Below are 24,101 nucleotides of genomic sequence, written 5' to 3' on the forward strand. Positions count from 1 at the left end.
GGCACGCTGTTGAGTTCTCAAGGAACGGACGCTTCCTTCGAAACCAATCGGTTCTGACGATGCAGTACCGGTTTCTCCGGACGTTTGCCCTTTCGCTGTCTCCGACTCTATCAGATCCGTTTTCCGGCCCGTTTCCGTGCCGTCTTCCGAATCGGATTCCCCTGTCGGCGGGGCGCCTTCCGGCTGACCGCTACTTTAGGGCCTTCCCCCGCCCGGCTCCAAATCGAGCCGAACCTCGAAAGCAATTCACCATGCCAAGGCACGACGAACAGACCCCCGCAAAGGGAGGGTGCTCAGTAGTAGAGGATCCGCCGGAACGGCGGGAGGAGTCATCAGAAGCCGTGACCGGCCGCTGACAACCCGAGGAACCTTACGGATCACCCGTGGCGGTGTCAAACGTGGCGGGCCGCCACCTGGCGCCATGGGTGGCGGGTCAACTCCCCCCGGGTTACCGGCAGTCCACCGGCCGGAGGTTCCTTCCGACCGAACCGGCGGTCAGTCGAGGTCGGTGAGGCGGCCGCCGGCGTCGGGCTGGGCGTGCTCGACGCGACGCAGGAGGCGGGTGAGGAGGTCGCCCAGCTGCACCCGCTCCTCGGTGGCGAGGTCCTGGAGGAGTTCCTCCTCGAAGACCGAGGCCATGCGCATGACCTCGAGCCACTTTTCCCGACCGGTGTCGGTGAGGCCGATGATGACGCGGACCCGGTTGTCCGGGTCACGCTCACGGGTGACGAGGTCCTGGGTGAGCATGCGGTCGATGCGGTGCGTCATCGCGGCCGGGGTGAGGCCGAGCCGTCTGGCGATGGTGCCGGGCCAGAGCTGGTAGGGATTGCCGGCCATGACGAGTTCCTTGAGGACCTCCCACTCCGGGCTGCTGAGGCCGAGCGTCGCGAGCTGGCGGCCGTAGGCCACGCTCATCCTGCGGTCCAGCCTGCTCAGTGCGTTGACCACCTTCTCCACCTGGGGGTCGAGCTCGCGGTACTCCCGCTGGTAGATGGCGATCTGCTCGTCGAGCGTCGGTTGTCGGTCCGGCATGTGCGCAGTATCGCACGGCAACTCATTCGCCCTAAACGCTTGCTCTGTGTATTCTTTAGGATCGAACTTTAGCTTCGAAGTCTTCGTAGCTGTACTCCTTGTCCCCCCTCGACTCAGGTAGGTGAGTGTTGACCACGGCTGTGTCCTCGGCGTCCTCGGCGACGGCCGCCGCGCTGCGGCGGATCCAGCTCGGAAACGCGCTGGCGGCTTTCGGAAACGGCTTCACGGTGCCGTTCCTCTTCGTCTATGTCGCGCGGGTGCGGGAGCTCGGCGACGGCACGGCGGGCGCGGTGCTCGCCGCGTTCGCCGCCGCCGCGCTGCTCGTGCTGCCCTTCACCGGTCGCGTCATCGACCGGAGCGGCCCCATGGTGATGGTCGTCGTCGGTGCCGTTTCTGCCGCCCTGGGCGCGCTGGGCTTCGGCCTGTCGACCGGTGCTGCTGCCGTGCTGGTCGCCTCAGCCGTGATGGGTGCCGGGATCGCCGTGCTGCAGCCCGCGCTCGCGACGATGATCGTGTGGTGCTCGACCCCGGGGTCCCGCTCGCGCGCCTTCGCCACCCAGTTCTTCCTCAACAACCTCGGGCTCGGGGTCGGCGGGCTGCTGGGCGGGATGCTCGTCGACGAACACGACCCGGCAAGCTTCACCCTGCTGTTCGTCATCGAGGCGACGATGTTCCTGGTGCTGCTCGCGGTGCTGGTGACGGTGCGGATGAGCCGTCCGGCGGCGGCTGCGGCCGAGGAAGGCGCCGAGGCGGCCGGTGCGGCGCGGGGCTCCGGCTGGGGCGTGCTGCTGCGGGACCGCTCGATGGTGCTGCTGTGCGTCCTGGGGTTCGTGATCTTCTTCGGGTGCTACGGGCAGTTCGAGTCGGGGCTCTCGGCGTACGCGGTCGAGGTCACCCGGATCTCGACGTCCACGCTGGGAATCGCGCTGGCTGCCAACACCGCGATGATCGTGCTGGCCCAGTTCGTGGTGCTGCGGCTCGTCGAGCGGCGGCGGCGCAGCCGGGTCGTGGCTCTGGTGGGCCTGATCTGGGCGGTCGCATGGTTGGCCGCGGGGGCTTCCGGGCTTGTGCACGGGGCGCAGGCGGTGGCCACCGCGCTGCTCATCGGCACCTACGCGCTGTTCGGGATCGGCGAGACCATGCTGTCGCCCACGGTGGCGCCGCTGGTCGCGGATCTGGCTCCGGCGCGCCTGGTGGGCCAGTACAACTCCGCTTTCGCGCTGGTGAAGCAGTTGGCGCTGGCCGTGGGCCCTGCCGTGGGCGGGGCGCTCGCCGCGGCGGGTGCCTGGTCGGCGTACATCGTGGTGCTGGTGCTGTGCTGCCTGGGCGTCGCCGGGCTGGCGCTTGTGCTGGGACGGCGGCTCACCGACCGCGAGGACCGGCCCGGTTCGGTCATCGTGGCGCGCGGAGAGTCCACCCGTCCGGTCGTCGAGGAGCAGCCCGTCGGGGCTGCCTGCTGAAGTTCCGCGGTTCCAGGGCCGGATCCGCGGGAGCGGGAGCCTGGCGGCGAGGGCCGCCGGGCCCCGGCCGGGCCCCGAGCCCCGAGCCCCGGCCGGCCGTACGCACCCCCCGTACGCACCCACCCCCCGTACGCACCTACCTGCCGGGCAGGGCGAACTCGCACCACACGGACTTGCCGCCGCCCGGAGTGCGGCGGCTCCCCCATGCCGAGGCGATCGTCGCGATGATCGAGATGCCGCGCCCGGCCTCGTCGGCCGGTTCGGCGCGGCAGCGGCGCGGGAGGTGGTCGTCGCCGTCGGTGACTTCGATGATCAGGCGGCGGTCGGTCCGGCGCAGCAGCAGCCGCATGGGCGGGGTGCCGTGCTGGAGGGAGTTGGCGACCAGTTCGCTGGCGGCCAGGACGCCGAGGTCGCGGAGTTCGGTGGGGAAGCGCCAGGAGGCCAGAACGCCGGAGGCGAAGGCGCGGGCGCGTGGGGCCGCTTCGGTGCCGCCGAGCAGGTCGAGTGCCGCGTTGTGGAACAGTTCGGCGTCGGGGCCGGTCCGTGCGGGGTGCTGGAAGACGAGGAGGGCCACGTCGTCGTCGTGGTCCTCGGTGATGCCCAGGGCGCGCAGCAGCCGGTCGCAGACGATGTCGGGCGAGCCGGTGGCCCCTGCGAAGGCATGTTCGAGCGCCGCCACGCCCTCGTCGATGTCGGCGTCCCGGCGTTCGATCAGGCCGTCGGTGTAGAGGACGGCGGTGGCGCCCTCCGGCAGCGGCAGGCTGCCGGAGGTGTGCAGCCAGCCGCCGGTGCCCAGCGGCGGGCCGGTGTGCTCGGTGGCCCGCAGGACGGTGCCGTCCGCCTCCCGCACCAGGATGGGCACGTGTCCCGCGGAGGCGTAGCTTAGGCAGCCCTCGTTGGGGTCGTGGACGGCATAGACGCAGGTGGCGATCTGGGAGGCGTCGATCTCGGCGGCGAGTCCGTCGAGGAGCTGCAGGATCTCGTGCGGCGGCAGGTCGAGCCGCGCGTAGGCGCGGACCGCCGTGCGGAGCTGTCCCATGACTGCGGCGGCGCGTACTCCCCGGCCCATGACGTCGCCGATGACGAGCGCGGTGCGGCCGGCGCCGAGGGTGATGACGTCGTACCAGTCGCCGCCGACGGCGGCGTCCGTTCCGCCTGGCTGGTAGGTGGCGGCGACGCGCAGGTCGTCGGGCTGCTCCAACTCCTGGGGCAGCAGGCTGCGCTGAAGGGTGACGGCGGCCTCGCGCTGGCGGCGTTCGCTGGCGCGCAGTCGCTCCGCGGCCTCCACCTGGTCGGTGACGTCCGCGGCGAAGATGAGCACTCCGCTGTCGCCCGAGGTGCTGATCGGGGTGCAGGTGAAGGTGTAATAGCCCGGGCGCCGTCTGCCGCCGGGCACGCCCTGCTGCGGCGGGACGCGGCGGGATTTGACCGTACGCGGCCGGCCGCTGCGGCGGACCTGGTCCATCAGCGGGAGCAGGCCGAGTTCCACCAGTTCGGGCAGGGCCTCGCGGGCCGCCGCACCGGTGGGGCGGGGTCCGAAGACGCGGCTGTAGGCGTCGTTGACGAACGCGATGCGGTGTTCGGGGCCGTGCACGACAGCGGCCAGCGCCGGTACCTCCCCGAGCAGGGCGCGGACCGGGAGCGCGTCGATGGCCCGTCTGCGCTGCCACCCCGTCTCGTCGAACGCGGTTTCGGCGCCCGGTTCGAGGGCTGCTCCGGCTTCCGTGTCGTCGGCTGCTCCGGCGCCGGTTCCGGAAGCGGCTCCCCACCCCGGCTCGGCTTCCCGGCCCGGACCGGCTTCCTGTTCCGGACCGGATGCGGGACCCGGCGCGGAGTCCGGTGCGGTTTCCGCGCCGGGGTCGGTGAGGGAGCCCGCTTCGGCCTCGGCGGGCGGGCGGCTGCGTGCTGCGGGGACGGTGGGAGTGTCGGAGACGTCGTCGTGCGGGTGGGCCGCCCGGCCGGACACCGTCGCGGCGGGCGGCGCCGGGCGGTCGGAGTCGGAGGTGGCGGGCGGGGCGGTTGCGGGAGCGGCGGTTGGGCCGGTCGGCGGCTCTCCGCCGACCGCTTCCGTCTCCTCGTCCCCGGTGCCTGCGCCACTGCCGCGGCGGGTGGTCCCGTTGCCGTCGTCCGTACCGCTGCCGGAGGTCCCGGCCGACCGCGCTCGCGCCTTTATCGCGGCCTGGGCGGCTGCGGTGCGCCGCTGTGTGCCGGGCAGTCGGGCGCTCCAGCGCGTGAAGTTCACGTCGTCCGATTCCTTGTGTGGTTCGCGGTGTTCGCTCGGTCGCTCCGGACCGCTTCGTGGTCACGCTTCGCAGGCACGGGCCCACCCATGGTCACATGTCCAGTGTGGCCCACCGCGCCGGTGGAACCCTCAGTTCTCGTCGGGGCGCCGTACGGTGCCCGCCGCGGATTCGAACTCGGCACGGGGGTGCTCCAGCGAGCCGAGGGAGACGATCTCCCTCTTGAACAGGCCGGAGAGTACCCATTCCGCCAGCACCCGTGCCTTCCGGTTGAAGGTCGGCACCCGGCTGAGGTGGTAGGCGCGGTGCATGAACCAGGCAGGGTAGCCCTTGAGTTTCCGTCCGTACACGTGGGCGACGCCCTTGTGCAGCCCGAGGGAGGCGACGGATCCGGCGTAGGAGTGCCGGTAGGGGGTGGGTTCCCGGCCTTCGCTCACCGCGGCGAGGTTGTCGGCGAGGCTGCGTGCCTGCCGGACGGCGTGCTGCGCGTTGGGGGCGCACAGCGGGGGCTCCGCGCCGTCCGTCGGCTCCGTGTCGGCGGTGAGATCGGGGACGGCCGCCGCGTCACCGGCCGACCAGGCGTGCTCGGTTGCCTCGACGCGCAGGGTGGCCGCGCACTTGAGCTTGCCGCGCTCGGTGACCGGCAGTCCGGTACGGGCCAGCAGGGGGTGGGGTTTGACGCCGGCCGTCCACACCAGGGTGCGGGCGGGGTGGCGGGAGCCGTCGCTGAGGACGGCGACCCTGTTCTCGCACGAGTCCAGGCGGGTCTCCAGGCGCACGTCGATGTTGCGGGCACGCAGCTCGCGCAGCGCGTACCCGCCCATCTCCGCTCCGACCTCGGGCAGGATCCGGTCGCTGGCCTCCACCAGCAGGAAGCGCAGGTCGTCGGCGGAGATGTTGTGGTAGTAGCGGCAGGCGTAGCGGGCCATGTCCTCCAGTTCGGCCAGCGCCTCGACGCCCGCGTAGCCGCCGCCGACGAAGACGAAGGTGAGGGCGGCGTCCCGGAGGGCGGGGTCGCGGGTGGAGGAGGCGATGTCGAGCTGTTCGAGCACGTGGTTGCGGAGGCCGATGGCCTCCTCGACGGTCTTGAATCCGATGCCGTGCTCGGCCAGGCCGGGCACCGGGAGCGTCCGTGAGACGGATCCGGGTGCCAGCACGAGTTCGGTGTAGGGCAGTTCGAGGGTCCGCGGCTCGGGGCGCTCCCCGGGGGCCGCGCGGCCCGCACGGGCGGCGTCGGACTCCGCCGTGGCGAGTGTGCTGATGTGCGCGACCCGGCGTGCGTGGTCGATGGTGCGCGCCTCGCCGACGATGACCTGGCAGTCCGGCAGTACGCGGCGCAGGGGGACGACGACGTGCCGGGGGGAGATCGATCCGGCCGCGGCCTCGGGCAGGAACGGCTGGTACGTCATATACGGGTCGGGGTCCAGGATCGTGATGATGACCCCGGTGGCGGACTCCAGTGACGAGGCGACGGGCGCACCCGGGGTACCCAGCGCGTCCGGCGCGTCCGGCGCGGCGGCCTCGATCACGCCGGCGGCGTGCTTGAGGCGCTGCTTGAGTCTGCGCTGGAGTCGCAGAGCCGTGTACATGCCGACGTAGCCGCCGCCGACGACGAGGATGCGCGCGGGTTCCGCAGGTTCCTTCGTGGCCTTCGTCACCTGACCATGACGCACCCTCGGCCCCTCGTTTGTCCACAGGACACGTCAATCATGTGACCAGGGTGCGCCGGGCACCCGTGGTACGGCTGATGTCGTAGTAGGTACGGTCCACGCAGGTCACGACGGGTATGGGGCAGGCGGGCAGGGGGTCGGGGCGGGGTACGGCCGATACCGGGGCTCGGCCGTCGGAGGGCCGTGCCCGGTCGCCCTCTTCTCTCTCGGGGTGGGCTCAACTATGTTCGTACCCCAGCGGGTGCGGCCTCTGGACCAGTGCGCCGTATCCCGGCCCCGCGGACGCGGGGGTCTCCGGGGGGAGACAGGGATTTACCGGGGGAACAACGATGCGCATTCAGGGTATTCACGGCTCTCGTGCGGGGGCGGCGCCGACCGCTGTCCCGACCGTCGCGGAGGGCCAGGCCACCGCACACGCCACCGCGACCGCGGCCGCCCGGCGGACCGCTCCGCTGCGGGTGGACGCACAGCGGAATCTGGAGCACGTACTGCGCGCGGCGCGCGAGGTCTTCGGCGAGCTGGGCTACGGCGCGCCGATGGAGGACGTCGCACGCCGGGCACGGGTGGGGGTCGGGACGGTCTACCGCCGTTTCCCGAGCAAGGACGTGCTGGTCAGGCGGATAGCCGAGGAAGAGACAGCACGGTTGACCGAACAGGCGCGGGCTGCGCTGGGCCAGGAGGAGGAACCCTGGTCGGCGCTCTCCCGCTTCCTGCGCACTTCGGTCGCCTCCGGGGCCGGACGACTGCTGCCGCCCCGGATACTCCGGGCCGAGGGTCGGGCCCAGGGTCGGGCCGAGAGCGCCCTGCGGGTGCCTCCGCAGCGCACGGCGGCGCCGGGCGAGTCCGCCGAGGCGCCGGTCCGTGCCGAGGGCGGCCAGCCGGAGCTGCGGCTGGTGGAGCGTGCTCCGGTCGCCGCGGTGACCGCCGAGGGCGGTGCGGGCGCGGCGTACGACGGGCTGGAGGACGATCCCGGGGCGGTCGAGTTGCTGCACGTCGTCGGGCAGTTGGTCGAGCGGGCGCGGGCGGCGGGCGAGCTGCGGCCGGACGTGACCGTCGGCGACGTGCTGCTGGTGATAGCGACCGCCGCTCCGTCGCTGCCGGATGCGGCGCAGCAGGCCGCTGCCTCGACCCGGCTGCTGGACATCCTGCTGGAGGGGCTGCGCTCCCGCAGCGGGCGCTGATCGGGCGCTGAGCAGCCCGCCGTCCGGCGCACCACTTCTCGGCGGGCGTCCCGCTGATCGTGCCGTCGGTCGTGCCGTCGGTCGCCGCCTGCCGTCCGGCGTTCCGCCCGGCCTCGTCGCCCGCGGACGCCGAGCGGCGGGCGGCGGGCGGCGGGCGGGGGCGGCGGCACGCTGTTCGAGGGCTGTCGGACAGCCGGGGGGCGTGGACGACTGACGCCCCGTCTCGACATTCGCAGAACCGTACGGAACAACCCGAACGAGTGGTTGGTCTGCTTGTCGGGTTCCGGCCCGCCGGGGCTGTGCCACTCTGACGCGATGGTCAGCACGCAGGGCGAGTACGGAAGTCGCGGCTATGGGTGGTGACAGGGAGCAGAGGCCCGGAAGGCCCGGACCGGACCCCGCGCAGGGACGGCCCGGGAAGGCCGCCGGGCGCCAGGTGCCCGAGCAGCGGCGGCCCGGCCGCTCGGAGGACCACGGAAACCGCTGTGCTGCAGGCCGCCCTCCCCGCGGTACCGAGCGCGGCATCCGGAGCGGGCGCGTCGGCCACGGCGTCTCCGATGTGGAGCTGCTCGCGCGAATGCGGGAGGGCGACGACAGGGCGTACGAGGAGCTGTACCGACGGCACGCCGAGCCGGTGCGCCGCTACGCCCGGACCTGCTGCCGGGACGCGGACACCGCGGAGGACCTCACGGGTGAGGTCTTCGCGCGCACGCTGCAGGCCGTGCGCGGCGGCAAGGGACCCGAGTCGTCGGTCCGCGCCTATCTCCTGGCCTCTGTGCGGCGGGTGGCGGCGGACTGGGCACGGACCCGGCGGCGCGAGCGGCTGGTGGACGACTTCGCGGCCTTCGCGCAGGCGGCCGCCGTCGGCTCCGTGGGCGGCGAGGGCGAGACGCTGGCGCCCGGTGCCGAGGTGCGCGCCATGCGGGAGGCGGAGCAGAAGCTGATCGTCCGGGCGTTCCGGAGCCTGTCCGAGTACGACCGGATGCTGCTGTGGCACACGGCCGTCGAGGGCGTGCCGCCGCAAGAGGTGGCGCCGCTGCTGGGCAAGTCCCGCGGCGCCACGGCGACAGCGGCTCACCGGGCGCGGGAGCACCTCAAGCAGGCGTATCTGCAGGCCCATGTGAGCCGGGCGTTGACGACCGGGGGCGGAGAGTGTGCCCGGTACGCGGACCGGCTGGGCGCCTATGCGCGCGGTGGGTTGCGGATGCGGGCCGAGCGGGGGCTGGCCCGGCACTTGGAGGAGTGCCCGGCGTGCCGTCAGGCGGCTTCGGAGGTCCGGGACCTGAACGAGCACATCAGGCTGCTGGTGCCGGTGGCTCTGGTCGGCTGGTTCGGAACGACCGGCGGCGCCCAGGCGTTCGGGGCGCTGCTCGGCACGGGTGCGCCGGCGACGGGCGGCGCCGCGGTCGGTGGAGCAGCAGCGAGCGGCGGCGCGGCGGCGGCAGGCGGCGGCGCCGCGGCGGGCGGTGGCGGAAGTGCCGGCGCGGGCGGCGCGGGCGGCGCGGCCTCCGAGGGGCTCGGCGCCCCGGCGAAGGCCGGTATCGGACTGGGAGTGGTGGCGGCGGCCGGTGCGGTGCTCGCGTACGCGCTGAGCGGCGGCGCCGACGAGCCCTCCGGGAAGCCGGAGGCTCGGCGTCCGGCGCCGACCGCCGCTCCCGGTAGGCCCGGAGAGCCCGGAGAGCCCGGCGAGCCGCCGCGGAAGCCCGGCCCGCCGCCGCAGCCGGGCAAGCCGGGATCCGGATCTGCCGCGCCCGATCCGGCGCCGCCGCGGAAGGAGGCGGAGGAGCCGCGCCCCGCGACGAGCCCGGCGCCGACTCCCGCGGCCGAGCCCGGCGAGCAGCCGGCGCCGCCGAGCCGGACACCGCCCCCGGACCCCGACCCGGCGCCCCCGCGCCCCGGTCCGCCCCGGCCGGCGCCACCGCCCGCACCGCCGGCGCGGCACGTCGTCGAGATCACCCGGGACACCGTGACGCTCAGCTCCGGCTCCGGGGATCGCACGGTGCGGCTGGTGGTGAAACGTCACCCCGCGACGGTGGGCGGCGCGGTCTCCGTCGAGTTGTCGGCGTCGAACTGGCCGCACAGCTCGACCAACCGCTCGACGGCCCGGGCACCGGTCAGCGGCGGGCGGCGGGCAGCCGTGCCATCGGCCGGGGAGTAGGCGCGGACCGCCCGGTCGAGGCGGAGTTCGGGAACGCTCGCGGGCAGCTCCCCGCGCCGTCGGCGCGCCGCGTCGGCGAACTCGACCGCCGCCGTGTGCCGGCCCGCGAGGTGCAGGATGTAGCCCGCAGTCAGCAGGGCTTGGCCCGCCAGGGGTTCCGGGATGCCGGTCTCCAGGCCGAGCCGCAGCGCAGTGGTGATCTTGCGAACGGCCGCCCCCGGTGGTTCGGCCCCCTCGGAAGCGGTGATCCGGGCGTCCAGAAGCCGCAGCATGACGTCGAACATCGCGGGCGGCGAACCGACCGCGGCGTGCTCCTCGGCCTGCCCGAGGAGCGCCCGGGCCGAGACGAGATCCCCGGCCTCGGCGGCGGCGACCGCGCGGAGGAAGACACCGAGCGTCAGCGCGTCCCTGATGCCCAGGCGTTCGGCCTCCGCGACGGCACGCTGTGCGAGCCGGTCGGCCTGACCGGTGTCACCGCGGCGGAGCCACACATCGGCGATGCGGGCGAGCAGCAGCGGCACCTCGGTGAGGGCGCCGAGCTGCTCCGCGTACCGCAGGGCGGTCTCGAAGTCCGCCCGGGCGTCGTCGTAGTGCCCCTCCTGGAGGGCGGTCTCCGCACGCAGTCCGCACAGCTGGCCCAGCAGCCAGCGGTCGCCGGTGCTCGCGGCGAGGGAGCCGATCTCGGGCAGGTCGTCGTGGGTCAGGGACAGCCCGCCGGGGCGGTCGATCCGTACGTGGGCGCGGAAGAGCAGTGCCACGGCCAGCCCCCACGGCTCGCTGTGACGGCGGCAGTTGGCGACGGCGAGGTCCATCAGCGGGGCCACGGCCTTGCTGCCGTCGACGAGGTAGCCGGTGAAGGGCCAGAAAATGCCGGGGAAGCGGGCGGCGGCCGGGCCCGGGTTCCTGAAGGTGACGAGCAGTTCCTCGGCGACGGCCCGGTGGTGGGGATCGGAGAGCAGCGTCTGGGTGTGGTGCTCGGACAGCAGGAAGTAGTCCAGCAGTTGCAGCTCCCGGAAGAGCATGTCCTCCTCCGGGCCGCGCTCCTCGGCGGCGGGGAGCAGTGCCAGGACGGACTCGACCCAGTGCGCGCCCTCGTCACGGTAGTTGCGCAGCCACCAGAACCAGCCTGCGGCGCGGACGAACGCGACGGCCGTCTCCCGGTCCCCGTGGCTGAGCGAGCGCCGCAGCGCGGCGCGGATGTTGTCCAGGTCGGCCTCGACCCTGGGCAGCCAGGAGAGCTGTTCGGCGGAGCGCAGGCGCGGTTCGGCCGCGTTGGCGAAGCGGAGGAGCTGGGCCGTGTGCCGCGCCTCGGCCGCCGCGCGCTCGGCCGGATGTTCGGCGGCCCGCTCGCGGGCGTAGTCGTGGATCGTCTCCAACATGCGGTAGCGCATGCCGGTGCCGCACTGGTCCGGCGGCTGGTCGGCGACGAGGAGGGACTTGTCCACCAGGGCGGAGAGCAGGTCGAGCACCTCGTCCGGGCGGATGCCGGGGTCAGCGGACCCTCCGGCGCCCTCGGCCGGTCCGCGCGGGGCGGACGCCGGTCCGTCCGATACGTGGCGCGCGCGTCCCGCCTCCGCCTCCGCCTCCGCCTCCGCCGGAGCCCGGCGTTCCGCCGGGGTGCCGGCAGGCTCGCCCGCGGCCCCGAAGCGCCCGTCCGCGGGCGTCGGCAGGCTGCCCGCGCAGACGTGCTCGGCGGCGGAGAGGGTGCAGCCACCCGCGAAGACGGACAGTCGACGTACGACGGCTCGCTCGCGCTCGTCCAGCAGGTCCCAGGACCAGTCGACCACCGCGCGCAGGGTCTGTTGCCGCGGCAGTACGGTGCGGCTCCCGTTGGTCAGCAGCCGGAAGCGGTCGTCGAGCCGGTCGGCTATCTGACGCGGGGTGAGCGACCGCAGCCGGGCCGCGGCGAGTTCGATCGCCAGCGGCAGCCCGTCGAGGCGTCGGCAGATCTCGGCAACCGCCGCCGGATCTGCGCTCGGCCGGAATCCCGGGCGGGCCGCCGCGGCGCGGTCGGCGAACAGCCGGTGCGCGGACGCCGGCGGCAGCGGCTCGACCGGCCGTACCGTCTCGCCCTGCACGTCCAGGCGTTCGCGGCTGGTGCTCAGCACGGTCAGCCCGGGGCAGTGGGCCAGCAGCGTCTCGGCGAGGCCGGCGGCGGCGTGGACGACGTGCTCGCAGTTGTCGAGCACGAGCAGCAGACGGCGCTGCTCCAGATGCTCGACCAGCAGGGCTGCCGGATCCCCTTCACCGGTCAGCGGGCGGGCGCTCTCGGTCGTGGCGCTGGACAGCGAGGTCACCCGGCGGCCGAGGGCGCTGAGCACGGCGCCCGGGACCGCCGCGGGGTGGTCGAGCGGGGCGAGCTCCACCAGCCAGGTCCCGTCGGGATACGGCGCCGGATCGGCAGCGGCCGCGGTCGCGGCGACCCGTTCGGCCAGCCGCGTCTTGCCCGCTCCGCCCGGCCCGATCAGGGTGACGAGCCGGGCGGCTTCGAGGTCGGAGCGGATCGCGGCGATGTCGGCCTCGCGTCCGACGAAACTGGTCAGCCGGGACCGCAGATTGCCGGGCGGAGCCGAACCAGGCACCGGTCCAGGCACCCGGGCCGAACCAGGCACCGACCCAGGCATCGGGGCCGAACCAGGCACCGGAACCGAACCGGGAGCCGATCCCGGGATCGCGCCGCGGGCCGCGGCCGGGCCGGTCTGCGGGCCCGCGGACGGCTGCCGGGCGGGGCGTCGGCCCAGGCCGTCCCGGGCTGCCGCGACACCGGACGAGGCGGCGTGGCGCTCCGACGGGACAGCCCCCGGAACCGGCCCCGGGCCCGCCCGCCGGGTGGCGGGGGGACGCCGGATGGCGGGGGGACGCCGGGCGCCCGGTCCGGGCGGCTCCTCCTCCGTACCGGCGGAGAGCAGTTCGGTGTGCAGCGCGCGCAGTTCGGAGCCCGGGTCGGCACCGAGGCGGGCGGCCATGTCCCGGCGTACGGACTCGTAGGCCGCCAGCGCCTCTGCCGTGCGGCCGCTCTCGTGCAGCGCGCGCAGATAGAGCGTCTGCAACGGCTCGTCGAGCGGGTGTTCGGGGACGAGTTCGCGCAGCTCGGGAAGTATCCGCTCGGCACGGCCCAGGGCGAGGTCGGCCGTGAGGCGGCGCAGCAGTGCGGAGTGCCGAAGCGCTTCGGCACGGGCGGCGGCGGAGGTCCCGTCCGGCAGGTCGGCCACGGCGGGGCCCCGCCACAGTGCGAGCCCCTCGCGGAGCACGGCGGCGGCCCGCGCGGGCTCGCCGGCCGCCAGGGCGCGCTCCCCCTCGGCGGCCAGCTCCTCGAAGCGCACCAGGTCGACGTCGTCCCGCTCCGGGTCGATCCGGAGCCGGTAGCCGCCCGGCAGCGACTGGACGGCGTCCTTGCCGAGGGCCCGGCGCAGCCTGCTGACCAGCGCGTGCAGCGCGGCGGGAGCGTTCTCCGGCCGCGCTTCGGGCGACACGTCCGCCCACACCTCGTCGATCAGCGTGTCCTGGGAGGCGGGAGCGCGGTTGTGGGCGCGCAGTGCGAGAGCGGCGAGCAGCGCACGCAGCCGCTGCCCGCCCAGCGGAAGAGGCTGTCCGGCCTCGTCACGCGCTTCGCTCGCCCCCAGGATCAGATACCGCACGGGCCCATTGTCCCTGTCGGGGCCGAACCGCCGGATGCATTTTCCGTGCGGAGTCCCGTCCCTCCGGCAGGTCCGTCCGGGGGCGTCGTGCGGAGCGCCGAACCGGATCGTGCGCCGACCGGAGCCGCTGCCGACCCGGAGCCGCTGCCGACCGGGAGCCTGCCGCTCACAGCAGCTGCCGGAGGTCGTCACCCCGCAGTCGGCGGGCAGCGCGTCACCCCCCGCAGTCGGCGGGCGGCGCCTCACCCCGCGAGGGGCGGGCGGCGCGTGCCCCCGAGCAGGCGGGAGCGGCTCGGGGAGAGGGCCGTCACCCGCCGGTGGGCGGCAGGATCCGCTCGTAGCGGCCGTCCGGGTGGACGCCCGCAGCGGCGGCCCGGTGGCGGGGGGCGGCCGACCCCGTCCAGCAGGTGCCGCGCCGGGCCAGCAGCCGGCCCAGCCACAACTCCATGGAGACCAGGTCCGCGATGCCTTCCACGGGCAACTGCTCGCCCCGCGCGACCCGCTGGACGGCCTGGCGTACGACCCGGGCCTCCACCAGTCCGGCCTCGGCCAGCAGCGGTGCCCGGAAGAGTTCCAGCAGCTGGTCGGCGGCCAGCCGCACCCCCGCGCGCAGAGCGGCGTGCTGCGTGGCGTGGGTGGGGGCGCCCCAGCCGGGCGGGAGTTCGTGCACTCCCGCGCCCGCGAGCGCGGCACGCAGTATGGAACCGCGTGCCTCCGGGCGCACGCGGAGCGCTTCGGGCAGCTCCCGCGCCGCACGGACGACTTGGTTGTCGAAGAAGGGGGCGTGCAGCCGCTGCCCGCGGATCTCCACCGCCTGCTCGAGGACCCGGTGGTCGGCGGCGGCACGGGTGAGCGCGGCCCGGGCCCGTCGTTCGCCGGGACGTTCGACGGACGGGCGGGCCTGCGCCGCGCCCTCCAGCCGCAGCGAGACCTCCGCCAGGGCCTCACCGGTGAGCCAGCGCGCGGCCGGTCCGGGGCGGCACCAGGTGAGTGCGGCGACGGAGGCGTCGACCGCGCTCTCGCCGCCCTCGGGGTACGGCGCGAAGGCGGCGGCCGTGAACGCGCTGTCGCGCAGCAGCGCCGCCGCTTCCGTCACTCCGTCGCGGTAGGAGGTACGGGCCAGCCTGCGCGCCGCGCGGTAGATGGTGACGGGTACCAGCAGGGAGCGGCCCGCGGTCTGCCCGCCGCTCTGTCCCTCGGCGCGGGCCAGCGCGGCGACGGGCCGCACGAGATGGCGGCGGCGCCGGTCCAGCAGCAGGTCGGCCAGCCGCGCCGGGTGCGCGTCGACGACCTGGCGGGCGCCGGAGCCGAGGAAGTGGTCCGAGCTGCCCGCGGAGAGCCGGCCGCGGTGGCGTTCCGCGGTCACCAGCGAGGGGCCCGGCTCGTCGGTGAGGGGGCCGCCGGTCAGGTCCGCGTAGGGCAGCGCCTCGTGGCCACCGGTCACCACGACGTGCCGCAGCCGGGGGTTCTCGGCGATGCTGTGCGCTCGCTCCAGCTCGGCGAGATGGCTGTCGGCGCCTGCGGTGTCGTGCGGGTCGGGGGTCGTGTCCGCCAGGGTGCGGTCGTTGAAGGTGACGGCCAGCAGCCGCTCCCCTGCTTCGGCCGCTCCCGAGCCGAGGACGGTCCCCGGTGTGCCGGGCAGTCCGGCGGCGAGCAGGGCCAGGGTGCCGGAGGCGGGTCCTCCGGACAGGTCGGCGCCGACTCCCGGTGCCGGGCCGCCGCGTGCCCGCTGCCGGTCGGCTGGGCCCATGCCGGGTACCGGGCCCGGATCGCGTACGTCGGTGTCGTGTTCGGCGGCGTGGCGGGGTGCGGTGAGCCGGGCGCGTACGGCGTCCACGAGCGCGTCCCGCACGCCGGCGACCGCCGTCTCCGGATCGACGGGCGGGGCGCCGACGACCAGCGAGCCGGAGGTCTCGTAGCCGGCGGTCTCGCGGCTGCCGCCGTCCCGGACGATCAGCGCGTGCCCCGGCGGGACTCTGCGCACGCTGCGGAAGGGGGTGCTGTCGCCGAGCGCCTCGGGCGGTTCCGGGCAGGCCAGTTGGACGGCCAGGTGACCGAAGTCCAGTTCGGCCTCGATCAGGTCGGCGAGCGGGAGGGCGGCCGTCGCGTAGGCGGTCCCTCCGGCCCAGGGCGCGTGGAAGACGGGCCGGGCGCCCGCGAGGTCGGCTGCCACCGTGATGCGGCGGCCCACGGAGGCGACGGCGGTGTAGCTGCCGGGCCACGCGGTCAGGTGGCGAAACGCTCCGCCGCGCGCGGCGATCAGCCCGAGCCGCAGTTCGTCGTCGCTGGCGCCGCAGCAGCCCAGTACCGCGAGCCGGTTGCCCGGCTCGGATTCGACGACGCGGATCTCGTCGGGCCGCCAGTCGCCGACGGCCCACAGCGGATCGGGGCCGCCCCAGAGCACTTGGGCGCCGACGGGCCGGAGGGCGCCGCCCTGTCCGTCGGGTACGTGTGCGGCGTGCGGGGCCGGTCCGGCGGGACCGTAGGGGTCCGGGCCCGCGGAACCGTACGGGTCGACTCCGGAGCCGTACGTGCCGGAACCGGCGGAGCCGTGCCTGTCGCGGCCGTTGGCGGTGCGGACGGGACCGCGGCGGCCGTCGGAGGTTGCCGCGGCACTGCTCCACCCCACCAACCAACGCATCGCCGCCCTGCTTTCGCGTCACTCCGCTGTGTGCCCCACCGCGCGGGCGCCCTCGCCCCACCGCGCGGGACACCCGGTGCGGATGCCCTGCGCCGCAGAGGCCGCTGCCGTTGCGGCCGGGGCAGCCGCTGCCGTTGCGGCCATGGTGCCATGAGAGTGGCGCGCGGGCGGCGTACGAGGGGGCGCAGACCTCGGCGCATCCGGCGGCGGCTCCGCGCCGCGCGGCGTTCTCGGGCCGCTGGGAACCTCCGCGCAACGGGCGGCATATACCTCCGGCGTGCCCTCCCGGCACCGCACACGCGACCGATGTCATTCGGCCAAATATGAACGGCTTCGGCAGTCCGGCAGAACCTTTCCTGACGCTTCGCCGTGCAACTCCGAATGGACGGCGTACCGAAGACCGCCGGGACGAGCCCGACAGCCCCACGCGATCCGCACAGGACGTGCGCGCAGGGCGCACGGACCCGTCGCACACGCGGGGCACAGAAGCGCGGGAGAGGGCACACGATCACGGGTACCGGGTCGGCGGTGTACCCGACGACGCTCGCGGCAGTGCCCGACGCCCCGCGCAACGGCCGGCGCCGGGCACCGCGGCCACCCGGCGTCCAGCGGGTGCCCCGGACCGCCGCGCGGCGCCGCCGGGCGGGCGTCCACCGCGGCCCACGACCGAGGACCGGCAGGGCGCGGCCCACCGCGCGGCACGCCTCGGGCAGCCACCCGCACTTCGACGGAAAGCCCACGTCCGGGCGGGTATGAAGGGGCTGCGGCACAGGATCGTGGGCGCGTCGTACGGTACGGCCGCGTAGCTGCTCCGCGCAGTGGGTCCGGTCGGCTCCCGGTCCCCGAACCCCGCCCGGTCGCGTCCCCCGTTGCCGGGCCGGGAGGCGCGCGACGCGCCTCCCGGCCCGGACCGCCGCCCGCGGGGAATGAGACGGCGGTGTCCCCCAGCCCACTGATTCCTTGTGCAGCGGGCCGACCCACGCGACTCCTATCGAACCCCTCACCTTCCGTGCCGGGCAGGCGCATGCATGGGCGCACGGCCACACGCCAGGAGCACAGCATCGGGCGTCCCGCAAGACGGCCGTTTCCCGCACGGCGCGCATGATTCCAGCCGCTCCGCGCGGGGCAGTATCGGGATGGCACGTGACCCCTGCACGTACACGCGTACGGACACATATCTCGCCATCCGGCAGGACGCCTCTTAACGGTCGGGATCCGTCGAACTACGCTGTGTTCCCAATGCTTTCCGCGTCGCGCACCGCGCAGTCGCGGGAGGGGCCCCGCGCCTCAGCCGCGGGGCGGTCGTCGGTGTGGTCAGGGGTGCGCATGTCCAGGGAGTCACGCGGGCCGAATGAGAAGCTCGGCACCGTCCTCGCCCTCGCAGGGATCAGCAACGCCGGACTCGCCCGACGGGTCAACGACCTGGGGGCCCAGCGCGGCCTCACGCTTCGGTACGACAAGACGTCGGTGGCCCGCTGGGTGTCGAAGGGGATGGTGCCGCAAGGAGCGGCGCCCCATCTGATCGCCGCTGCCATCGGCAGCAAGCTCGGCCGTCCGGTGCCGCTGCACGAGATCGGCCTCGCGGACGCCGATCCGACGCCCGAGGTCGGGCTGGCCTTTCCCCGCGACGTCGGGGCCGCCGTCAAGTCGGCCACCGACCTCTACCGCCTCGACCTTGCGGGGCGGCGCGGCGGCGGCAGCATCTGGCAGTCCCTGGCGGGCTCGTTCGCCGTGAGCGCCTACGCCACTCCCGCGTCGCGCTGGCTCATAACCCCGGCGGACAGCTCGGTGGCGCGCCACCTCGAACTCCTGGAGGGGACGCACCCGTCGAACGACGGCGCCGACGCCGGCCCCGACACTCCCACCGAGGGCGGGGCACGGGACGGACAGGGCGGACGGGACGGACAGGACGCACTCGACGGGCAGGACGGCCGCGAGGGCGGCGCGGACGCGGACGAGGTCGGCACCCCGCTGCGGGTCGGCCACACCGACGTCGCCAAGCTGCGCGAGGCCGCCGACGAGGCGCGCCGCTGGGACTCGAAGTACGGCGGTGGGGACTGGCGTTCGTCGATGGTGCCGGAGTGCCTGCGGGTGGACGCCGCTCCGCTGCTGCTGGGTGCCTACACGGACGAGGTGGGCCGCTCGCTCTTCGGCGCGACGGCCGAACTGACCCGGCTCGCGGGATGGATGGCGTTCGACACCGGTCAGCAGGAGGCCGCGCAGCGCTACTACATCCAGGCGCTGCGGCTGGCCCGAGCCGCCGCCGACGTTCCGCTGGGCGGCTACGTGCTCGCCTCCATGTCGCTCCAGGCGACCTACCGGGGCTTCGCCGACGAGGGCGTCGACCTCGCGCAGGCCGCGCTGGAGCGCAACCGGGGGCTGGCGACGGCCCGCACGATGAGCTTCTTCCAGCTCGTCGAGGCCCGCGCGCACGCCAAGGCGAACGAGGCGCAGGCGTGTGCCGGAGCGCTGGCCGCGGCCGAGAGCTGGCTGGAGCGCTCCCGGGAGGGCGACCCCGACCCCTGCTGGCTCGACTTCTACTCCTATGACCGGCTCGCGGCCGACGCCGCCGAGTGCTACCGCGATCTGAAGGCGCCCCGCCAGGTGCGCCGCTTCACGGAGAAGGCGCTCTCCCAGCCGAAGGAGGAGTTCGTCCGCTCGCACGGGCTGCGGCTGGTGGTCTCCGCCGTCGCCGAGCTGGAGTCGGGCAATCTGGACGCGGCCTGCGCCGCCGGAGTGCGCGCCGTGGAGGTGGCGGGACGCATCTCCTCCGCGCGCACCACGGAGTACGTCCGCGATCTGCTGCACCGGCTGGAGCCCTACGGGGACGAGCCCCGCGTCGCCGAGCTGCGCGAGCGGGCCCGACCCCTGCTGGTGGCTCCAGCGTGAGCGGGCTCCGTACGATGAACGGCATGTGAGGCGGGGAGGCACCTGAGGCGGGGAAGCGGAGGCAGTTCATGATGGGGGGCGTGTCCTCGACGTCCGGAAGACTCGACTGCGACGTGCTGGTGATCGGCGCGGGCATCGTCGGCCTGTCCACCGCCTACGCGCTCACCCGCCGGTCGCCCGGCACCCGGGTCGTCGTCCTGGAGAAGGAGCCCGGTCCGGCCCGGCACCAGACCGGGCGGAACAGCGGTGTGATCCACAGCGGGATCTACTACCCGCCCGGCTCGCTCAAGGCGCGGTTCGCGCTCCAGGGCGCGGCGGAGATGGTGAAGTTCTGCGCGGAACACGACATTCCGCACCAGGTGACCGGCAAGCTGATCGTCGCCACCGAGCAGCAGGAACTGCCCCGGCTGCACGGCCTCATCCAGCGCGGCCGACAGCACGGCATCCCGGTCCGCGAGCTGGGGCCGGCCCAGATCGCGGAGCACGAACCGCACGTCAGAGGCCTGGCGGCGATCCACGTCGGGACGACAGGGGTGGCCGACTTCGTCGCCGTCGCCGAGCAGCTCGCCCGCTCGGCGCGGGACGCCGGCGCCGAGGTCCGGTACGGCGCCGCCGGTGAGGTCGAGGCGATCGACCGCCGCCCGGGCCGCGGGGTCGCCGTCCGCACGGCGGACGGCGCGGTGGTACGGGCGCGCGCCCTGGTCAACTGCGCCGGGCTGCACTGCGACGCCATCGCCCGCCGCGCCGGGGACAGTCCGCAGGCCCGCATCCTGCCCTTCCGCGGCGAATACGCGGAGCTCGCCCCCGACCGGGAACACCTGGTCCGCGGGCTCGTCTACCCGGTACCCGACCCGGCGTTCCCCTTCCTGGGCGTGCACCTCACCCGCGGTGTGCACGGCGGCGTGCACCTGGGCCCGAACGCCGTTCCGGCGCTGGCCCGCGAGGGATACGCGTGGCGCACCGTACGCCCCAGCGAGTTGGCCGGGCTCCTGACCCACCCCGGTACCTGGCACATGGCGCGCCGCCACTGGCGCTACGGAGCCGGAGAAGTGCACCGCTCACTCTCCCGCCCCGCCTTCACCGCCGCGGTACGGCGCCTGCTGCCCGAGGTGGAGGCCGCCGACCTGCGCCCGGCACCGGCCGGGGTACGCGCCCAGGCCGTGCTGCGGGACGGCACGCTCGTCGACGACTTCCTCTTCGCGGAAGGCCCGCACACCGTCCACGTCCTCAACGCGCCCTCCCCGGCGGCGACCGCCTCGCTGCCCATCGGACGGGAGATCGCCCGGCGGGTGGCCGGGGCGCTGGCCGAGCGCTGAGGGACGCTTCGTCGCTGTCCTCCCGCGCCCCGTAAAATCGAGACCATCGTGTCCGAAAGCAACCACTTCTCCCAGAGCGACGAACCCGCCCACGACGCCCCCGGGCCCGCGCCGGGGCCGTCGGACGGCGGCTCCGTGCCCGAGGGCCGCGTGCCCGACCGCTCCGTTTCCGGCGACTTCGGGTCCGGCGGCCCGGCGCCCGGTGCCGGGTCCGCGACCGGCTCCGGCGAATCGGCGCCCGGCGCCGGGTCCGCACCCGGCACCGGCGGTGAACCCGGTCCCGACGACGAGCAGGGGCAGGACGGCCGACCCGGTCCCGGCACCGGGCCGGGGCAGGGCCACGGCGGCCGAACCGGCCACGGCGGCGAGCAGGCGCCGCGGATGATGGCTCGGATGTTCCCGCCCGGAGCCGGACCCTCGCCCGACCCGGCCGGGTCGCACCACGAGCGCCGCATCCGCAGCTTCCAGCCCCGCCGCAGCCGGGTGACCAAGGGGCAGCGGCTGGCGCTGGAGCAGCTGTGGCCGCGCTGGGGCTTCGACGTGGACGGGCTGCGGACGCTCGACCTCGGCGCGCTCTTCGACGACCCCGAACTGCCCGTCGTACTGGAGATCGGCTTCGGGATGGGCGAGGCCACGGCCCGGATGGCGGCCGCCGACCCGGCCACCGGTGTCCTCGCCGTGGACGTCCACACCCCCGGCCAGGGCAACCTGCTGCGCCTCGCCGACGAGCAGGGCCTCACGAACGTACGGGTGGGCAACGGGGACGCCATCATCCTGCTCCGGGAGATGCTGCCGCCCGACTCGCTCTCCGGGCTGCGACTCTACTTCCCGGACCCCTGGCCCAAGGCCCGCCACCACAAGCGGCGCCTGCTCCAGCCCGAGTTCCTGGACCTGGCGGCCCGCCCCCTGCGGCCGGGTGCCCTCGTACACTGCGCGACCGACTGGGAGAACTACGCGGAGCAGATGCTCGACGTGCTCAGCGCCCACCCCGCGTACGAGAACACCCAGCCCGACGGGGGGTTCGCGCCCCGCCCCGAGAACCGGCCGCTGACCCGCTTCGAAGGGCAGGGCCTGGACAAGGGCCACAAGGTGCGGGACCTGCTCTTCCGGCGCCGCTGAGCCCGCTCCGAGGCCGCTCGGTCCCTCGGCGGCGGTGGCCGATCGGCGACCGTCGCCGGGCAGCCGTTGCGGCGGTGCCGCAGCGCGTGTCACCCACACTGGTTACTGTCGACGGGTGCATGACGAGGCAACCGGCGCTCCCAGCGCCCCGTCGAACCCGATGACGCCCGGGCCGTCCGGCGCTCCGGCACCCGTTCCGGCCGCCCGCCCGGCCGCGCCGCAGAGCGCTCCGGACCCGGACGGGTCCGGGGGCGTCCCCGGAGCCGAGGAATCGGCCGAGGAGCGCATACCGGAGCCGGAAGGCGGCGCTTCGGGACCGCAGGATGTCGCGGATTCACCGACCCGGGCCATGCGCCCACGCCGGTCTCCGTCATCACCTCCGGCCACGCACCCCCCGGTACCGGCCGCCGAGGCGCCGCGCGCAGGGACGCCCTCCGGCGACGCCTCCTTCGCCGGAACCCCGGCAGCCCCGACGCCCTCCGGCGCGGCACCGGCGCCGCCGTACCGGTCGGAGCTCCCGGAGCCGCAGGACGCGCCTGCGGGAGCGCCCGGCGCCGCCTTCCCTCCCGCATACGCCTCCGTGCAGCCGCCGTACGGCCCGACGCCTCCTCGCACGCCTGCCGCCGCTCCGCAGCCGCCCGGTCCCGGACCCGTGGTCGGCGGCCCGCCGAACCCGGCGGATGGCGTCCCGCAGGCAGGGCCGCACTATCCGGAGGTGGCCGCGCCGCAGGGTCGACCCCCGCACGGCGCTCGCCCTCCCGGGCATCCCGCTCCGGCCGGATCCGCCACGCCGCACACGACCGCCGCGTCCGGCTGGGAAGTCCCACCGCACGGAACCGGGCCCGGGGGGACGCCGCACAACGGCACGCCGCACGCCGGGATGTCGCACAACGGCACGCCGCACGCCGGGATGTCGCACAGCGGAATGCCGCACGACGGCACGCCGCACGCCATGCCGACCCATCCGGTGCCGTCCTGGTGGCAGCGGAACCAGCGCACATTGCGCGCCACTTCGGTGATCGTGCTGCTCGCCCTCTGCGGACTGATGATCCTGGCGCTGGTGCGGGAGCAGACCGGCACCCGGGGCCTGCTGGTCGGGTTCGGGCTCGCCCTCTTCCCGGTACCACTGCTGCTGGCCGCGTTCCGCTGGCTGAGCGCGCCGCAGCCCGTTCCCTGGCGCACCCACCTGTTCGCCTTCGCCTGGGGCGCCTGCGCGGCGACCCTCGTGGCGATCCTCGCCAACGGCTTCGCCACCGACTGGCTCGCCTCGTCCGTCGTCGTCGACTCACCCGACCAGGCGGACACGCTGGGCGCCACCGTCATCGCACCCGTGGTGGAGGAGACGACCAAGGCGGGAGCCATCCTGCTGATCTTCCTCTTCCGGCGCCGCCACCTCGACAGCGTCGTCTCGGGCATCGCCGCCGCCGGCATCACCGCCGCCGGGTTCGCCTTCACGGAGAACATCCTCTACCTCGGCACCGCCTATGGAAAGGACACGGTGCTGGACCCCGACGGCTTCGCCGGTTCGGTGACGGCCGGCACGTTCGTCATCCGCATCGTCTTCGCGCCCTTCGCCCATCCCCTCTTCACCTCCATGACGGGCATAGCCCTCGGCATGGTCGCCGCGCTCCCCCAGCGCCGCCGCGTACTGCGCTGGACGCTGCCCCTGCTGGGCTGGTTCACCGGGGTGCTGCTGCACGCCATCTGGAACGGTTCGGCGTCCTTCGCCAACTACACGTTCCTCGCCGTGTACGGCCTCTTCATGATCCCCGTCTTCGGCGCGCTGACCTGGCTGGCGATCTGGTCCCGCCTGCACGACCTGCGCCTGGTACGGAACACCCTGCCCGCCTACGCGGCCGCCGGATGGTTCAGCGAGCCGGAGCCCTGGTCGCTCTCCTCGATGCGCGCCCGCTCGATGGCCCGCGCCATGGCACGCCGCAGCCACGGCCCCGAAGCGGCCCGCACCGTCGCCGCCTACCAACAGGACGCCGGCGCCCTGGCAATCCTCCGCGCCCGCGCCGACAACGGAGCCACCGCCCCGGACTTCGCATCCCGCGAGCACACCCTCCTCCAACGCCTCTGGACCAACCGCCCCCTGGCCGGCCCACCCACCACCAGCGCGGCCCTCGCCCTCAGCCGCCCCCCGACCCCCCGCTGGACGGGACACCCGATGCGCTGATCCGCAGGTGCGGACTGACCGTTCGGCCGACGTACCGCGCGCCTCGGCGTCCCGGGACGAGAGTGTGCGGCGCGGCAACCCGGCGTCGTCGTCCCCCGTACGCGACCGGTGCCGGTCCGAGAAGGAGGACAATGGAGGAATGGATGCCGCACCACCCTCCAGCGACGTCGTCTCGGGCAGGATGAGCCGGCAGGCCAGCCAGGACACGGGCGCCGAACGGGCGGTGCGACGGCTTCTCCATGCCGCCGGCTACCGCTATCGGACCCACTTCCCGGTACCGGGCATGCGCAGGCGCAAGATCGACATCGCCTTCACCCGGGCGAAGCTGGCAGTGCTCATCGACGGCTGCTTCTGGCACGGCTGCCCGGAGCACGCCACCAGCCCCAAGGCGAACGCGGAATGGTGGCGCCGGAAGCTGGCCCGCAACGTCGAGCGGGACCAGGAGACGAACGCACAGCTGAGGGCCGAGGGCTGGACGGTCATGCGCTTCTGGGAACACGAGTCGCCGGAAGCGGTCATGCGTCTGGTGGCCGGAGCGGTCGAACGGGAAAAGGAAACCAGGAGGAAGCCACGGTGAC

The 24,101-nt window shown here is 74.6% G+C and carries 12 protein-coding genes and 1 pseudogene; 8 read left to right on the plus strand and 5 right to left on the minus strand.

What is annotated here, in order from left to right; all coding sequences use genetic code 11:
- Positions 1–495: 495 nt before the first annotated feature.
- Positions 496–1,032 carry a MarR family winged helix-turn-helix transcriptional regulator gene (locus ACFYNS_RS24685; RefSeq protein WP_074999236.1) on the minus strand — a complete coding sequence of 179 codons (537 nt, stop codon included), beginning with the start codon at positions 1,030–1,032 and terminating at the stop codon, positions 496–498.
- 125 nt (positions 1,033–1,157) lie between these two features.
- On the opposite strand from ACFYNS_RS24685, the gene ACFYNS_RS24690 reads away from it, so the two are divergent.
- Positions 1,158–2,492, plus strand: a complete 1,335-nt coding sequence (locus tag ACFYNS_RS24690; protein WP_360302032.1) for an MFS transporter — start codon at positions 1,158–1,160, stop codon at positions 2,490–2,492.
- A gap of 136 nt (positions 2,493–2,628) precedes the next feature.
- On the opposite strand, the gene ACFYNS_RS24695 is transcribed toward ACFYNS_RS24690, so the two are convergent.
- Both ACFYNS_RS24695 and ACFYNS_RS24700 read right to left on the minus strand, forming a co-directional pair.
- Positions 2,629–4,734 carry a SpoIIE family protein phosphatase gene (locus ACFYNS_RS24695; protein WP_388605121.1) on the minus strand — a complete coding sequence of 702 codons (2,106 nt, stop codon included), beginning with the start codon at positions 4,732–4,734 and terminating at the stop codon, positions 2,629–2,631.
- Between the two features lie 129 nt (positions 4,735–4,863).
- On the minus strand, positions 4,864–6,321 hold the full coding sequence (locus ACFYNS_RS24700; protein WP_360302041.1) for an FAD-dependent oxidoreductase: 1,458 nt from the start codon (positions 6,319–6,321) through the stop codon (positions 4,864–4,866).
- Positions 6,322–6,731: 410 nt separating this feature from the next.
- On the opposite strand from ACFYNS_RS24700, the gene ACFYNS_RS24705 reads away from it, so the two are divergent.
- Both ACFYNS_RS24705 and ACFYNS_RS24710 read left to right on the plus strand, forming a co-directional pair.
- Positions 6,732–7,583, plus strand: coding sequence for a helix-turn-helix domain-containing protein (locus ACFYNS_RS24705; RefSeq protein ID WP_360302038.1), 852 nt, complete (start codon positions 6,732–6,734; stop codon positions 7,581–7,583).
- 577 nt (positions 7,584–8,160) lie between these two features.
- Positions 8,161–8,829, plus strand: a pseudogene (locus tag ACFYNS_RS24710) (RNA polymerase sigma factor); the annotation flags it as partial.
- 773 nt (positions 8,830–9,602) lie between these two features.
- Here ACFYNS_RS24710 and ACFYNS_RS24715 read toward each other — a convergent pair.
- Positions 9,603–13,379, minus strand: a complete 3,777-nt coding sequence (locus ACFYNS_RS24715; protein ID WP_388605123.1) for a BTAD domain-containing putative transcriptional regulator — start codon at positions 13,377–13,379, stop codon at positions 9,603–9,605.
- A gap of 307 nt (positions 13,380–13,686) precedes the next feature.
- Positions 13,687–16,020: an asparagine synthase-related protein gene (locus ACFYNS_RS24720; RefSeq protein ID WP_388605125.1), complete on the minus strand. Its 2,334-nt coding sequence runs from the start codon at positions 16,018–16,020 to the stop codon at positions 13,687–13,689.
- A gap of 1,326 nt (positions 16,021–17,346) precedes the next feature.
- Here ACFYNS_RS24720 and ACFYNS_RS24725 point away from each other — a divergent pair.
- The 5 genes from ACFYNS_RS24725 (at position 17,347) to ACFYNS_RS24745 (ending at position 24,100) form a co-directional block, all read left to right on the plus strand.
- Positions 17,347–18,909, plus strand: a complete 1,563-nt coding sequence (locus ACFYNS_RS24725) for a sporulation protein (RefSeq protein WP_360291698.1) — start codon at positions 17,347–17,349, stop codon at positions 18,907–18,909.
- Between the two features lie 68 nt (positions 18,910–18,977).
- Positions 18,978–20,225, plus strand: a complete 1,248-nt coding sequence (lhgO, locus tag ACFYNS_RS24730; protein WP_360291701.1) for an L-2-hydroxyglutarate oxidase — start codon at positions 18,978–18,980, stop codon at positions 20,223–20,225.
- A 48-nt stretch (positions 20,226–20,273) separates the two neighbouring features.
- Complete coding sequence (gene trmB, locus ACFYNS_RS24735) at positions 20,274–21,344, plus strand: tRNA (guanosine(46)-N7)-methyltransferase TrmB (protein ID WP_388605128.1); 1,071 nt, start codon at positions 20,274–20,276, stop codon at positions 21,342–21,344.
- Between the two features lie 952 nt (positions 21,345–22,296).
- Positions 22,297–23,523, plus strand: a complete 1,227-nt coding sequence (locus tag ACFYNS_RS24740) for a PrsW family intramembrane metalloprotease (RefSeq protein WP_360291703.1) — start codon at positions 22,297–22,299, stop codon at positions 23,521–23,523.
- A gap of 139 nt (positions 23,524–23,662) precedes the next feature.
- Positions 23,663–24,100 (plus strand): very short patch repair endonuclease, encoded by a 438-nt coding sequence (locus ACFYNS_RS24745; protein WP_360291706.1) that lies wholly within the window; start codon positions 23,663–23,665, stop codon positions 24,098–24,100.
- Position 24,101 lies beyond the last annotated feature (1 nt).

The organism is Streptomyces sp. NPDC006925 (assembly GCF_042869575.1).
Lineage (GTDB): Bacteria > Actinomycetota > Actinomycetes > Streptomycetales > Streptomycetaceae > Streptomyces.

Excerpts from the sequence above, each read along its gene's own strand:
- ACFYNS_RS24685 (WP_074999236.1), bottom strand. The coding sequence starts at position 1,032 with ATGCCGGACCGACAACCGACGCTCGACGAGCAGATCGCCATCTACCAG.
- ACFYNS_RS24700 (WP_360302041.1), bottom strand. The coding sequence starts at position 6,321 with ATGTACACGGCTCTGCGACTCCAGCGCAGACTCAAGCAGCGCCTCAAG.
- ACFYNS_RS24705 (WP_360302038.1), top strand. The coding sequence starts at position 6,732 with ATGCGCATTCAGGGTATTCACGGCTCTCGTGCGGGGGCGGCGCCGACC.
- ACFYNS_RS24720 (WP_388605125.1), bottom strand. The coding sequence starts at position 16,020 with ATGCGTTGGTTGGTGGGGTGGAGCAGTGCCGCGGCAACCTCCGACGGC.
- ACFYNS_RS24725 (WP_360291698.1), top strand. The coding sequence starts at position 17,347 with ATGTCCAGGGAGTCACGCGGGCCGAATGAGAAGCTCGGCACCGTCCTC.
- lhgO (WP_360291701.1), top strand. The coding sequence starts at position 18,978 with ATGATGGGGGGCGTGTCCTCGACGTCCGGAAGACTCGACTGCGACGTG.
- ACFYNS_RS24740 (WP_360291703.1), top strand. The coding sequence starts at position 22,297 with ATGCCGACCCATCCGGTGCCGTCCTGGTGGCAGCGGAACCAGCGCACA.
- ACFYNS_RS24745 (WP_360291706.1), top strand. The coding sequence starts at position 23,663 with ATGGATGCCGCACCACCCTCCAGCGACGTCGTCTCGGGCAGGATGAGC.